Origin of the sequence: Bifidobacterium amazonense (assembly GCF_018555435.2) — a bacterium.
In the GTDB taxonomy this organism is placed as follows: Bacteria; Actinomycetota; Actinomycetes; order Actinomycetales; family Bifidobacteriaceae; genus Bifidobacterium; species Bifidobacterium amazonense.
On the sequence record NZ_JAFEJT020000032.1, the window covers coordinates 22,111 to 35,824 of the forward strand.

General features: G+C 65.5%; 9 protein-coding genes. 5 read left to right on the plus strand and 4 right to left on the minus strand.

What is annotated here, in order from left to right; translation table 11 throughout:
• Positions 1 to 130 precede the first annotated feature (130 nt).
• The 4 genes from JS533_RS08325 (at position 131) to phnX (ending at position 6,551) form a co-directional block, all read left to right on the plus strand.
• Complete coding sequence (locus tag JS533_RS08325) at positions 131 to 937, plus strand: ABC transporter ATP-binding protein (RefSeq protein WP_241513969.1); 807 nt, start codon at positions 131 to 133, stop codon at positions 935 to 937.
• Between the two features lies 1 nt (position 938).
• On the plus strand, positions 939 to 3,821 hold the full coding sequence (locus tag JS533_RS08330; protein WP_241513970.1) for an extracellular solute-binding protein: 2,883 nt from the start codon (positions 939 to 941) through the stop codon (positions 3,819 to 3,821).
• Positions 3,822 to 4,336: 515 nt separating this feature from the next.
• Positions 4,337 to 5,545, plus strand: coding sequence for a 2-aminoethylphosphonate--pyruvate transaminase (locus JS533_RS08335; protein WP_241513971.1), 1,209 nt, complete (start codon positions 4,337 to 4,339; stop codon positions 5,543 to 5,545).
• A 226-nt stretch (positions 5,546 to 5,771) separates the two neighbouring features.
• A complete protein-coding gene (gene phnX, locus JS533_RS08340; protein ID WP_241513972.1) occupies positions 5,772 to 6,551 on the plus strand; it encodes a phosphonoacetaldehyde hydrolase in 780 nt (259 codons plus the stop codon).
• A 446-nt stretch (positions 6,552 to 6,997) separates the two neighbouring features.
• Here phnX and JS533_RS08345 read toward each other — a convergent pair whose 3' ends face one another.
• The 4 genes from JS533_RS08345 to pdxS form a co-directional block, all read right to left on the minus strand.
• Positions 6,998 to 7,969 (minus strand): isoaspartyl peptidase/L-asparaginase family protein, encoded by a 972-nt coding sequence (locus tag JS533_RS08345; RefSeq protein WP_241513973.1) that lies wholly within the window; start codon positions 7,967 to 7,969, stop codon positions 6,998 to 7,000.
• 50 nt (positions 7,970 to 8,019) lie between these two features.
• Positions 8,020 to 9,906 carry an aminotransferase-like domain-containing protein gene (locus tag JS533_RS08350; RefSeq protein WP_241513974.1) on the minus strand — a complete coding sequence of 629 codons (1,887 nt, stop codon included), beginning with the start codon at positions 9,904 to 9,906 and terminating at the stop codon, positions 8,020 to 8,022.
• A 186-nt stretch (positions 9,907 to 10,092) separates the two neighbouring features.
• Complete coding sequence (gene pdxT, locus JS533_RS08355) at positions 10,093 to 10,731, minus strand: pyridoxal 5'-phosphate synthase glutaminase subunit PdxT (protein ID WP_241513975.1); 639 nt, start codon at positions 10,729 to 10,731, stop codon at positions 10,093 to 10,095.
• Positions 10,732 to 10,853: 122 nt separating this feature from the next.
• Positions 10,854 to 11,729 carry a pyridoxal 5'-phosphate synthase lyase subunit PdxS gene (gene pdxS / locus JS533_RS08360; protein WP_241513976.1) on the minus strand — a complete coding sequence of 292 codons (876 nt, stop codon included), beginning with the start codon at positions 11,727 to 11,729 and terminating at the stop codon, positions 10,854 to 10,856.
• A gap of 392 nt (positions 11,730 to 12,121) precedes the next feature.
• On the opposite strand from pdxS, the gene JS533_RS08365 reads away from it, so the two are divergent.
• Complete coding sequence (locus JS533_RS08365; RefSeq protein WP_241513977.1) at positions 12,122 to 13,657, plus strand: MFS transporter; 1,536 nt, start codon at positions 12,122 to 12,124, stop codon at positions 13,655 to 13,657.
• Positions 13,658 to 13,714 lie beyond the last annotated feature (57 nt).

Here is a 13,714-nt window from a genome sequence, read left to right on the forward strand (position 1 = left end):
GCACAGCGTCGCGCCGCGGTCATGCCAAGACCACACCTTGACAACTGAATACCGAACTCATCGCGTCGGCGGATGGTTGGGCCGGCGAGGCAACAGCCGTCGGAAGACGGCTCACGGAAGGTAGCGCAATATGCTCGAACTGAAGAACATCACCAAGTCGTTCGGGGACACGCACGTCCTCAACGGCATCAGCCTGACGCTGGACAACGGGCAGATCATGTCGATCCTCGGCCCCTCCGGCGGCGGCAAGACCACGCTGCTCAACATCATCCTCGGCATCACCGATCCGACCAGCGGCCAGATCATCTACAACGGCGAGGATCTGACGCAGGTGCCGATGGAGAAGCGCGGCTTCAACATCGTGTTCCAGGACTACGCGCTGTTCCCGAACCTGACCGCGTACGAGAACATCACGTACGGCCTGCGCAACAACCCGGGCATCTCCTCCGAGAAGGAGATCAAGGAGCTGATCAGCCTGCTCGGCCTCGAGGAGCATCTCAACAAGCGCATCGACGAACTGTCGGGCGGCCAGAAGCAGCGCGTCGCGCTCGCCCGCACGCTCGTGATGAAGCCGAAGCTGCTGCTGCTCGACGAGCCGCTGTCCGCGCTCGACGGCGTCATCAAGGAGTCGATCAAGGCGAAGATCAAGCAGATCGTCGACCAGTACAAGCTCACCACGATCATGGTCACGCACGATCCGGAGGAGGCGTGCACGATGAGCGACAAGGTGCTCATCATCAACCACGGCAAGATCGCGCAGTACGACACCCCGGAGAACATCATCGAGCACCCGGCGTCCGACTTCGTGCGCAAGTTCATCCTCCACCAGCTCGAAGTCAAGCGCAACAACATCTACACGCTGTTCAACGAGGGCGACGCGCACGCGGCCGCCGGCCGTCAGCCGGTCGCCGCCGGCCAGAGCGCGCAGGAGGCCTGACATGTCCGCCGAATCGATCCAGGCGGCCAACCAGCTGCCCAACATCCGCCCCGAAATCGTCAACTACGAGCGTCGTCCGAAGGCCCCGAAGCAGACCGAACTGTGGACGCTGCTGATCATCGTGGCCGTCGCGTTCGCCGCGTTCCTCGTCGTGCCGATGGCGCTCGTCATCATCCGTTCGTTCACCACGGCGGACGGCTCCGCGACGCTCGCCAACTACGCGGCCGTGCTGTCGCGCCCCGAATTCGCGCGCTCGATCACCAACTCGCTCGCCGTGTCCGCGACGTCCGCGCTCGTGGCCGTGCTGCTCGCGTTCCTGCTCGCGTACACGATCAACTGCACGAACGTGCCGGCCGGATTCAAGAAGGCCGTCGGACTGCTCGCGCAGCTGCCGATGCTGCTGCCGACCATCACGTACGGCTTCGCGATCATCTACTCGTTCGGCAAGCAGGGCCTGATCACCCGGCTGCTCGGCGGCCACCAGCTGTTCGACATCTACGGGTTCAACGGCCTGCTGCTCGGCTACGTGATCTACACGCTGCCGACCTGCTTCCTCTTGATCAACAACAGCTTCCAGTTCGTCGACAAGAAGTTCATCATCGTCTCGCACATCATGGGCGACAAGCCGCTCACCACGTTCCTCAACACGGTGCTGCGCCCGCTCATCGGCACGATGGCCGTCGCGTTCATCCAGTCGTTCTTCCTCGCGTTCACCGACTACGGCATCCCGACGTCGGTCGGCGGCGAATACGACGTGCTTGCGATGACCCTGTTCAACCAGATGCTCGGCTCGATCCCGAACTTCAACCGCGGCGCCGTGATCGCCGTGTTCATGCTGATCCCCTCGATCATCTCGATCATCCTGATGACCGTGCTGGAGCGGTTCGCGATCCGCTACAAGCAGATCAGCCAGGTCGACCTGCCGAAGGGGCCGCGCCGTGACTGGGCGTGCGGCATCGCGTCCGTGGTCGTGCTCGTGTGCACGCTCTCGGTGTTCGCGGTGATCCTGCTCATCCCGTTCGTCTCCGAATGGCCGTTCAACACGGCGCCCACGTTCGCGCACATCACCAACATGTTCACCGACCCCGAGCTCACGCAGGTGTTCACGAACTCGCTGTACGTGGCCGTCATGACCGCGATCGTCGGCTGCCTGTTCGCCTACGCGGCCGGACTCGTGACCTCCCGCTCCAAGCTGCCGAACTGGGCGAAGCGCTCCGTCGACGCGATCTCGGCGATCATCAACACCGTCCCGGGCATGGTGCTCGGCATCGCGTTCCTGTTCGCGTTCTCCGGCTCCGGCCTGCAGAACACGTTCTGGATCCTCATCGTCGCGAACATCATCCACTACTTCGCCACCCCGTACCAGATGATCAAGGACTCGTTGTCCAAGATGAACGCCGGCTGGGAGACCACCGCCAAGCTCATGGGCGACAACTGGATCAAGACGATCGTGCGCGTGGTCACGCCGAACGCGCTGCCCACCATCCTGCAGGTGTTCGGCTACTACTTCGTCAACGCGATGGTCACGATCTCCGCGGTCGTGTTCCTCACCGGCGCACGCACGCAGGTCATCACCACGAAGATCTCCGCGCTGCAGCACATCGCCAAGTTCGACGACGTGTTCGTGCTCTCGCTGCTCATCCTCGTGACCAACCTCGTCGTCAAGGGCGTGATCGCATTCGCCACGCGCGACCGTTCCGCCGAACGCGCCCGCGCCGTGGCCCGTGCCGCCGTGCGCACGCCGCAGGTCGCCGCCGCACGCTCCACCGTCGCCGCCGATACGCGCCTCACCGCCGCCGTGCAGGCCGCCGAGAACGGCACGCCGGACTTCCCGCTGCCGACCAGCGGCAACCGTCGCGCACGCAACGCGTTCACCGGCGCGCTGTCGGCGATCCTCGCCGTGCTGCTCGTCGGATTCGGCTTCGGCGCGACGTCCACCGCCTCCGCCAACGGCCAGGTCGTGATCTACACGAACGCCGACGACGAGGCCGTGGTCGCCTTCCAGCACGCGCTCGACGACAACGGGTTCAAGGACCAGTACATCATCCAGAGCTTCGGCACCTCGGAACTCGGCGGCAAGATGCTCGCCGAAGGCAAGGCGCTCGAGGCCGACATGCTCACCATGAGCTCCTACTACGTCGATTCGGCGCAGGAACGCAACCACATGTTCGCCAAGCTCACCGACGTCAAGTCCCAGCTGCTCGGCACGTCCGAGAACTCGAAGGCGCCCGACTACCGCCGTCCGACCACCGCACAGGAGGGCGCGATCATCGTCAACACGACCGCGCTCAAGCAGGCCGGCGTGGACGAGCCGAAGAGCTTCAAGGACCTCGCCGACCCGAGGTACAAGGGGCTCATCTCCGTGCCCGACATGGAAGGCTCGTCGACCGGCTGGCTGATGATCCAGGCCATCGCGGACGCGTACGGCACCGGTGACGAGGGCAAGGCGATCCTCACGGCGATCTACCGCAACGCCGGCCCGCACCTTGAACAGTCCGGCTCCGGACCTTTGAAGGCCGTGCGCTCGGGCGAGGTGGCGATCGGCTTCGGCCTGCGCCACCAGGCCGTCGCGGACAAGAAGAAGGGCCTGCCGATCGACTACGTCGACCCCGAGGAGGGCAACTACTCGCTGACCGAATCGGTGGCGGTGCTCGACAAGGGCAAGGCGACGAACCCGAAGGCGCAGCAGATGGCCGCGGTCATCATCGACAAGGGCCGCAAGGAGCTGCTGGAGACGTATCCGACGCCGCTGTACGTGGGCGAGAAGGCTCCGGCCAACGCGTCCAAGCGTTCCAAGACCTTCCCCGAGCCGCTGACCGTCGACCTGCTCCAGCAGCATCAGGACTTCTCGTCCGAATGCAAGCGCATCGCGCAGGGCAAGTAGTTCATAAAGCAGTTCATACCGTTACGTAAGTGACCCTACCGGGATGGGGAGCGGCATGTGTGGTTCGACACGCTCCGGGCCGCTCGGCCAAGTCATACGGTCGAACCACACATGCCGCTCCCCATCCCTACGTTTTCGTTCAACGTTACGTTCGTTTGACAAACGCAAGTCATTCCATCAACTTGCACTGCGTCAAACTATCAAACGTAACGTAACAGCGAAACGTAGGCGTGGGTCTGGGGATGCGTTGTCAGACCGTAAAGACTCGGCCAGAGCGGCCCGGAGCGTGTCGGATAACGCATCCCCAGACCCACGCCGGTAGGGCCACTTATCGCGACATATAACCGAAACTCTCACGATCATTCAAACGTTCCTCGTCGAACGTAAACGACAATCAAACAAACCAACAGAATTACAGACAACACGCCGACGGCAGACACAGAACTACGTAGAAGATTACAGGAACTACGCAGGTGACTACAGTCGGCAATCGGAAATCACGAAAGGAACATCACATGGCAAACGAATACAAGCTGCTCACCCCCGGCCCGCTGACCACCACGCGCACCGTCAAGGAGGAAATGCTCTTCGACCACTGCACGTGGGACGAGGACTACCAGCAGATCACGCAGAAGATCCGCCGCCAGCTGCTCGAGCTCGCGCACTGCGACCCGGCCGAATACACCGCCGTGCTTATGCAGGGCTCCGGCACGTTCGGCGTGGAGAGCGTGCTGACCAGCGTGATCGGCAAGGACGAGAAGGTGCTGCTGTGCACCAACGGCGCGTACGGCGACCGTCAGGTCAAGATCTGCGAGCACGCCGGTATCAACTACGTGCAGTACGCCGAGCCGTACGACCGCATCCCGGACGCGAACAAGGTCGACGAGTACCTGCGCAACGATCCGTCCATCACGCACGTGTCGATGATCCACTCCGAGACCACGTCCGGCCTGCTCAACGACATCGCCGCGGTCGCCACCGTCGCCAAGGCGCACGGATGCACGTTCATGGTCGACGCGATGAGCTCGTTCGGCGGCGTGGACATCCCGGTGGCCGGCTGGGGCATCGACTTCCTCGTCTCCTCGGCGAACAAGTGCATCCAGGGCGTGCCGGGCTTCAGCTTCATCATCTGCAACAAGGCCAAGCTCGAGGCGTCGAAGGGCAAGGCGCGCAGCCTCTCGCTCGACCTGTGGGACCAGTGGAACACGCTCGAGAAGGCGAACGGCAAGTGGCGCTACACCTCGCCGACCCACGTGGTGCTCGCGTTCTCCAAGGCGCTCGACGAGATGTTCGCCGAAGGCGGCATCCCCGTGCGCTCCGCCCGCTACGCGCTCAACAACCACCTGCTCATCGCGCGCATGAAGGCGCTGGGCTTCCGCGTGTTCCTCGACGCGAACCAGGGACCGATCATCACCACGTTCCTGTACCCGGAAGGCACCACCTTCGACTTCCATGACATGTACGAGTTCATCAAGGAGCGCGGCTACGCGATCTACCCGGGCAAGCTCACCGACGAGGAGACGTTCCGCCTCGGCAACATCGGCGAGATCTACGCCGACGACATCGAGAAGGTGACCGAACTGCTGGCCCTGTACATGGGCGAGCGCGGGCTGCTCGAGGCGGCCACGGGTTCGGATTCCGTGCCGGCCGCGATCGCCGCGATGGACGCCGCCGGCGAGCCGATCAAGGCCGCAGCGCCGGCCGGCGTGAAGCTCTCCGCGTGACGTGACGGGCATATCGGGTGTGACGACGTGGAGGTGCGGTATGCGTTGCCCGATACGCTCCAAGGCCGCTCGGCCTCGCTCCGGCATGTGCACGCGAAGCTTAGCACATGCCTGCGCTGCTTACGATCGGGCAACGCATACCGCACCTCCACGTCTTGCGATTGCCCGATTTCGTTGATTTCGTTCACTATTACCATTTGACTGCCAACATATAAGGATTGGGAACATGAGCCGTTTTGAAGCCGTTATTTTCGATTGGGCCGGCACCACCGTGGACTACGGGTGCTTTGCGCCGGTGCGCGCGTTCCAGGAGGCGTTCCGCGAGTTCGGCGTGGAGCCGACCATGGACGAGACCCGCAAGCCGATGGGCATGCTCAAGCATGACCACATCAACACGATGCTGCACATGGACCGCATCGCCCGCGCATGGGAGGACGAGCACGGCGCGGCGCCGACCGACGCGGATGTGGACGCCGTGTACGCGCATTTCGAGCCGAAGCTGCTGAGCATCCTCAACGGCTTCGCGGATCCGAAGCCGGGCGTGGTGGATGCGGTGGCCGAGCTGCGTGCCGCCGGCATCAAGATCGGTTCGACCACCGGCTACACGGACAAGATGATGGAGATCGTCGTGCCGCAGGCCGCCGCGAACGGCTATGCGCCGGACTTCTGGATCAGCCCGGACGGGACGAACGGCTTCGGCCGCCCCTACCCGTACATGGTGTTCCGCAACCTTGAGAAGCTGGGCGTGACCGATGTGCGCCGCGCCGCGAAGGTGGGCGACACCCTCTCCGACATCCGCGAGGGCAAGAACGCCGGCGTGTTCACGATCGGCGTGACCGAAGGCAGCTCGCAGATGGCCCTGAGCGAGGACGAGTTCGACGCCCTCTCCCCCGCCGACAAGGATGCGGCCCGTGCGGCCGCGCGTGACGCGTTCGTCGCCGCGGGCGCCGACGCCGTCATCGACACGATGGCCGAGCTGCCGACGCTGCTCGCCGAAATCGCCTGACTCATCTGCCCATCATGAGCCATTGAACCTCTTGGTCGTCATCTCGCCATTTTTTCGGGGGAGTTTGACGATCGAGAGGCTATTTTGCCTTCTTGTCGAAGTCAGTTTGACGATCGAGAGGCTGATTCCTGAGGCAACGACGCCTCAGACCGACCAAAACCGGCCATTCGCCATCGGGAAATCAAGCCGTCCGCGGCGTCTCTTGCCGGTCGTTAGCCTCTCGATCGTCAAACCGATCACCGCAAACCTCGAAATTAGCCTCTCAATCGTCAAACTGACCACCGCAGACCACTGAATCAGCCTATCGACCAGTCTCATCACGAAAAGTCCCTGTCCGTTACATCAATCCCGTAGCAGACAGAGACTTTTCGCATATGTCGCCTTGCCCCGATGATCGAGGGGCCACGGACAATTCAACGCCATCCAGGCAACACAGGCCCGTCCTTTCACCCGTTGACGCGTTCGCCGGCGGCGCTGCGGTAGCCGAAGTTCATCATCTCGCTGTTGTAGGCGACTACTCCTCGGCCGGTCGCCGGCAGCACGATCATGCCGCCGTCGCCGTGATGGGCGGCGACCTCCCCGAGCGTGGCCACGGCCGCGTCGTGCACGGATTCGCCGGCGAAGCGCACGCGATCCGACACCTGATGGGCCGCCACCGCCTTGATGAACGCCTCGCCGATGCCGGTGCAGGAAACCGCCACGGTCCGCTGGTCGGCGAATGTGCCGCATCCGGGCAACGGGGAGTCGCCCACGCGGCCGTGCATCTGGTTCGTGATGCCGCCGGTGGAGGTGCCGGCCGCGATCCGCCCGGCCGCGTCGCGCGCCACCGCCCCGATCGTGCCGTGCTTCTCGTCGCCGATCACGCCGGTTCCATCGCCGCCGGCATGCTTGGCCCATGCATCGCCTCCGGCCTGCGCCTCGGCCAGCGAGCGCCGCCGAGCCTCGGTGATGAAGTATTCGTTCGGCCGCGTCTCCACGCCCCATGCGGCGATTTCCTCGTCGGTCGGATCCGCGAGCAGCACGTGCTTGGTCTGGTCTTTGACGGCCTGCGCCGCGTCGATCGGGTTCTTCACCGTGCTCACGCCGGCGACCGCCCCGACCTCCCCGTCGCCGGTCATCAGGCAGGCGTCCATGCGTGCCAGCCCGTCGCTGGTGAGCGCCGCTCCGCGTCCGGCGTTGAATTCGGGCGCATCCTCCATGACGTGAATGGCCGCGATCACCGCTTCCTCGGCCGCGCCTCCGGCCTGAAGCACCGCATATCCGGCGTCCAGCGCGCGGGTCAGGTCGGCTTTCACCTGCGCAGAGCGTTCCGGCGTATGGTGTTTGCCACGATCCCCCGCCCCGGCGTGGATGATCAATGTGATGCCGTCTTCGCTGCCCGCCGATTCGACGGTCGCCAATGCGGTGGCCTGTGTCATGATGCTGTCCTCCTTGATGCGGTGCCATGTCGGCATGGCACCGATGTCCATTATCGGTCGGTCGCCGTCTCGCGGCCATCGCGATGCCGCAGCCGTGCCGCGACCGCCTCGCAGATGGCCCGCACGCCGCGGTCGAGATTCGATTCGTCCGGCCGCACGAAGTTGAGCCGGATGTGCGCATCGTCGGTCTCATCCACGTCGAACACGCCGCCGGGCATGAACGTGACGCCTTGCGCGCGGCAGTCGGCGAGCAGATCGAGCGCACGCACACCGTCCGGCAGCGTGGCCCACACGTAATATCCCCCGTCCGGCACGATCCAGCTCATGCCGTCCGGCGCGAATCGCCGCAACGCCGCGACCGCAACATCCCGTCGGGACCGGTACGCGGCCGTCAGCGCGCGCACATGCTCGGCGATCCGCCCTTCGCGCAGCAGTTCCAGGCAGATGCGCTGCGACGACGTGCTCGTATGCTGGTCGACCATGCGCCGCAACGCCGCCAGCCGAGCGATCACATGCGGGTCGGCCACGACCCATCCGGTGCGTAGCCCGGAGGTCACGGTCTTCGAGAACGTCGACAGGTACATCACGTATCCCGCGTTCTCCATGCCGGCGAGCGGCACCGGTCGCTTGTTCCGCTCGCTCGTACCAGCCGCCGCGTACACGCGCGCCGGATCCTGCGACAGTCGCGTGTCGGAAGACCGTCGCATGCCGGAAGACCGTCGCCGGACCGACGGCCGCTCCGCCCCGTACCACAGTTCCCCATACGCGTCGTCCTCGACGATCAGGCACTGGTATCGCCGCGCCACGTCGACGAGTTCACGCCGTCGGTCGGCGGGCAGCGTGGTGCCGGTGGGGTTCTGGAACGTGGGCACCGTGTAGATGAGTTTGGGACGGAACCGCGCGCAGTAGCCGTCGAGCAGGTCGGTGCGCATGCCGTGTTCGTCCATCGGCACGCCGACGATGCGCGCGTCGGCCGAGCGGAACGTCTGCAATGCCGGGAAGAACGTGGACTGTTCGACGAGCACGCGGTCGCCGGGGTTGACGAACGCGCGCACGATCAGGTCGATGCCCTGTTCCGAGCCGGACAGCACCATCACGTTGCGCGCGGAGCATTGCACGCCGCGCGTGCGCATGTGATCGGCGAGCAGTTCGCGCAGTTCGCCGAACCCTTCGATCGGCGACTCCGGCTGCCCGTCGAAGTCGTGCGATGCGAACGCTTCGAGACTGACCGCACGCAGCAGGTCGTCGGGGATGTCGGCCGGGTTGGGCGAGCCGGTAGCGAAGTCGATGATGCGACCGTTCGCACCGGCGCCGCCGCGTTGCGCGCGATCGGCTTCGGCGATGTCGTGGTACGTGAACCGGTTGGAATAGTCGCTGAACAATACCGACCACGGCGGCCGGATGACGGTCGGTTCGGGGTCGGTCTCGGCCGTCGGCCGTGTGTCGCGGATCGTGACGACCTGCGGACGTTGGGCGGAGGCCGGGTCGAGGACCGGCGTGGGACACGATGCGACGCGTGTGATGCGCGATGCGCGCTCCGTCTCCCCGACCGACGCCGGCGACGGGGGAACAGCCGCAGCCGATGATGCCGGGTCCTGCGATTCAAACGACGTCATGGATGAGGACGGCGGCGTTACGGCCGTTGTCATATGGGATGTCCGGAACGTCTGAAATGCCCGGGATGTCGACCGAACCGTCCGGGCCGGCAGCACGAATGTTCCCCGGCCGACCCGAGACGCGATCAGCCCTTCGTCCTTGAGCTGCTGGTAGGCCTGCAGGATGGTGGCGCGGTTGACCGACAGCCGGGCGGCGAGCTCGCGTTCGGGCGGCAGCCGATAGCCTTCGGCGAGCGCGCCGGAGACGATCTGTTCGCGCAGTTCGCCGGCCAGCTGCCGGTACATCGGTACGGTGCTGTGCCGGTCGAGATACATCTGCATACGCTCGCCTCCTGCCCGCCGTTCATCGGTCATGACGCTTGGTCACGCGTCACACCGCCACCCTACTCCTCGCGTGGCGGTTTTCTCCCACTGACGCCACGTCAGCGAGAGAAAACCGCCACGCAGGGGATGGACCGGCCGCCCCTGCCGCACCCCTGCCGCACCGACGACACGACACATAGATGCCTACAGCGAGAGGAACAGCTCGTGCAGCCGCGTGTCGCCTGTGAGTTCGGGATGGAACGCGGTGGCGAGGATGTTGCCCTGCCGCAGCGCGACCGGATGCCCGTCGACGCTGGTCTTGACGCTCGCGTCCGGTCCGACCGAGACGACGTACGGTCCGCGGATGAACACGAGCGGCAGATCGGCGAGATAGTCCGCGTCGCCCGGCCGGCCGAAGTCGGCGGTCGCGGCGAACGAGCCGAGCTGACGACCGTACGCGTTGCGTCGCACGGTCGCGTCGAGCGCGCCGAAGTACACGTTCGGATCGTTGTCGAGTCGTTTTGCAAGCAGGATCATGCCGGCGCACGTGCCGAACACGGGCTTGCCGGCGGCGATGTGCGCGGCGATCGGCTCGAACAGGCCGGTCGAGCGCAGCAGCTTGCCCTGCGTGGTGGATTCGCCGCCGGGCAGGATGACGCGGTCGATCGACGCGTCGAAGTCCTCGGCGGCGCGCAGCAGCTTCCACGGCGCGCCGAGCTTGTCCAGCACGGCCGCGTGCTCGGCGAACGCGCCCTGCACGGCGAGGATGCCGGTCACGCCGTGCTTGGCGGTTTCGGCGTCGTCGGACTCTTCTTTGGATATGTATTCAACAGCTACAACCATGTTGTCTCCTTGCGCTCCGGCTCCTCTCGCCCTCGTTCAGCGCTGCGCTGCAACGCTCAGCAGCGCCCTGCAGCGCAGCGCATCTTCCGCAGGAGGAGCCCGGAACTCCGTTCAGCGCGCGATCACTCGCCGCGGGCGGCCATGATGGTCTGGATCTCGTCCTCGTTGATGCCGACCATCGCCTCGCCGAGGTTTTCGGAGAGCTTGGCGAGCAGGTCGGCGTCCTGCCAGTTCGCGGTGGCCTGCACGATGGCGGCGGCGCGCTTGGCCGGGTCGCCGGACTTGAAGATGCCGGAGCCGACGAACACGCCCTCGGCGCCGAGTTCCATCATGAGCGCCGCGTCGGCCGGGGTGGCCACGCCGCCGGCGGCGAAGTTGACGACGGGCAGGCGGCCGTTGTCGTGCACGTACCTGGCGAGGTCGTACGGCACGGCGAGCTGCTTGGCGGCCTCGTAGACCTCGTCGTCACGCAGACCCACAAGTTCGCGGATCTGCTTGTTCATCGTGCGCATGTGGCGCACGGCCTGGATGACGTCGCCGGTGCCCGGCTCGCCCTTGGTGCGGATCATGGCCGCGCCTTCGGCGATGCGGCGCAGGGCCTCGCCGAGGTTCTTCGCGCCGCACACGAACGGCACGTCGAACTGGTTCTTGTCGATGTGGTACACGTCGTCGGCCGGCGAGAGCACCTCGGATTCGTCGATGTAGTCGATGTCGATGGCCTGCAGGATGCGCGCCTCGGCGATGTGGCCGATGCGCACCTTGGCCATGACCGGGATGGACACGGCGGCCTGGATGCCCTTGATCATGGCCGGATCGGACATGCGCGAGACGCCGCCGGCCGCGCGGATGTCGGCCGGGATGCGTTCGAGCGCCATGACGGCGCATGCGCCGGCGTCCTGCGCGATCTTGGCCTGTTCGGGCGTGGTCACGTCCATGATGACGCCGCCCTTGAGCATCTGGGCGAGGTTGCGGTTGAGTTCGGCGCGGTTCTGCGTCATGGTGTCCCCCTGTGGTCTGTGGTTGTGCGGTCGGCCGGCCGCGTATGGCCGGTTCGTGTCCGTTGATGTGCGATTGGCAACGCGACCATTATCAAATGCGCGCATTGCCCGCCAATGGACCAGTCCAATTCGGACCAGTCCAATCCGCGCTTTCCTCACCCATCCAATTCCACCCCAAGCACGACCGCGCGGCCTGCGCCATGCATCACTCGGCGCCTCGCACGCAGCGTCACGTACTGCCTCACTCTTACCGGCATCATCTCACGCAACGCACAGCGCGCCGCGTGTCATATCGCATCACCGCGATCAGACCGTAAGAATTCATCTTCGCTTCATCGCGACGCACCATCCGGGCAACGGCTCCGACAGATCACACGCGTACCACTGGAATCATGCAGATCAGGATGGCCGCTCAGCACTGCGCACAAGTCCGAATGCCCTCCCCCGCGTCCCGCACGGCCGCGTCCACAGCCGCATCCCGCGCCGCACGCATCGTCTCAGCACCCGCGCACGTCATCTCAACGCCCGCACGCACCACCGCATCTCCCGCAAACACCGCCGAACGCCCCTTCCCGACCGTCGAACACACCGCGCACACCACGCACACCGCACCACGCCTGAACCTCGTGCAAACGTTCTCCATCGGCTTCGGCATGCTCGCCATCGCCGCCGCGTGGGCCATGTACAACGCGTTCGTGCCGATCAAACTCAAGGAACTCGCCGTCCCGACCGCCATCGTCGGCATCGTCATGGGCATCGACAACGTATGCGGCTTCACCGTGCAGCCATTGTGCGGCATCCTGTCCGACAAGGTTCGCACCCGCTGGGGCCGCCGCATCCCGTTCGCCCTGTTCGCGATCCCCGCCGCGGCCGTATGCCTGATGCTCGTCGCCGCCGCGCCGAACGTTCCGCTGACGATCGCCGCGGTCGTCGCCTACGCAGTGCTCATGTCGACCTGTCGCGCGCCGATCGTCGCGCTCATGCCCGACGTGACCCCCGCCGCGCAGCGCAGCACGGCGAACGGCGTCATCAATTTCATGGGATCGATCGGCAACGTGCTCGCGCTCGGCGGCGGCAGTCTGCTGTACCGTCGCTGCGGCATGTCGCTCACGTTCGCGGCGGGCGCGCTCGTCATGGTCGGTGCGATCGTCGCACTGACCGCGCTGGTGCGCGAGCCGGCCGAATTCCGCACGCGACCGCACGAGCCGGCGCAGCTGCCGTTCGTCGGCTGGCGCGAGTTCCGCGACGCGGCGGTCCCGCGGCTGGATCTCGACGACGATGCGCGACGCAGGTTCCGCACGATACTGCTGATCCTGTTCCTGTACACGATGGGATCGAGCGCGATCGAAACGTATTTCACACTGTACGCGACGCACGATCTCGGCATGGACGCGGGCGAGGCGAGCGGCGGACTGGTGTGGTTCGCGGTCAGCGGCATCATGTTCGCGATTCCGGCCGGCTGGCTGGGCACGAGGTTCGGCCGACGTGCGACGATGGGCACCGGCCTGCTGCTGGCGATGCTGATGCTTGCGCCGATGCCGTGGGTCGGCCGCGCGGAGCTGCTGCCGTGGCTGGCGTTCGCGTTCGGCATCCTGTGGATGATGGTGCTCGTCAACGCGCTGCCGTGGGCGACCGAACTGGGCGGCACCGAGCACACCGGCACGATGACCGCGTACTACTATCTCGCCACGTCGGGCGGCGCGGCGATCAGCCCCGCGCTGTTCGGCCTGATCCAGCAGTATACCGGCACGTACCGGTGGATGTTCCTGTATGCGATCGCCGGATTCGCGCTGGCGCTCACGCTGATGCCGTTCGCCGGCGGCAGGTCCAAAGTCGCATCCGAGACCTCCGGCACGTCATCCGATCGTGCTGACACGCCGGCCCACTGGTCACGCGATGGAAAATCCCCCGCTTTCGCCATCGCGTGACCGGGCACGGAGTCACGAGATGGAAAAACGGGCCGAAATACCATCCCGTGACCTCGT

Bases quoted from the DNA above. Each gene is read 5' to 3' on its own strand.
- pdxS (WP_241513976.1), bottom strand. From the start codon at position 11,729: ATGACGCAGAACCGCGCCGAACTCAACCGCAACCTCGCCCAGATGCTC.
- JS533_RS08330 (WP_241513970.1), top strand. From the start codon at position 939: ATGTCCGCCGAATCGATCCAGGCGGCCAACCAGCTGCCCAACATCCGC.
- pdxT (WP_241513975.1), bottom strand. From the start codon at position 10,731: ATGGTTGTAGCTGTTGAATACATATCCAAAGAAGAGTCCGACGACGCC.
- JS533_RS08325 (WP_241513969.1), top strand. From the start codon at position 131: ATGCTCGAACTGAAGAACATCACCAAGTCGTTCGGGGACACGCACGTC.
- JS533_RS08335 (WP_241513971.1), top strand. From the start codon at position 4,337: ATGGCAAACGAATACAAGCTGCTCACCCCCGGCCCGCTGACCACCACG.
- JS533_RS08365 (WP_241513977.1), top strand. From the start codon at position 12,122: ATGCAGATCAGGATGGCCGCTCAGCACTGCGCACAAGTCCGAATGCCC.
- phnX (WP_241513972.1), top strand. From the start codon at position 5,772: ATGAGCCGTTTTGAAGCCGTTATTTTCGATTGGGCCGGCACCACCGTG.
- JS533_RS08350 (WP_241513974.1), bottom strand. From the start codon at position 9,906: ATGCAGATGTATCTCGACCGGCACAGCACCGTACCGATGTACCGGCAG.
- JS533_RS08345 (WP_241513973.1), bottom strand. From the start codon at position 7,969: ATGACACAGGCCACCGCATTGGCGACCGTCGAATCGGCGGGCAGCGAA.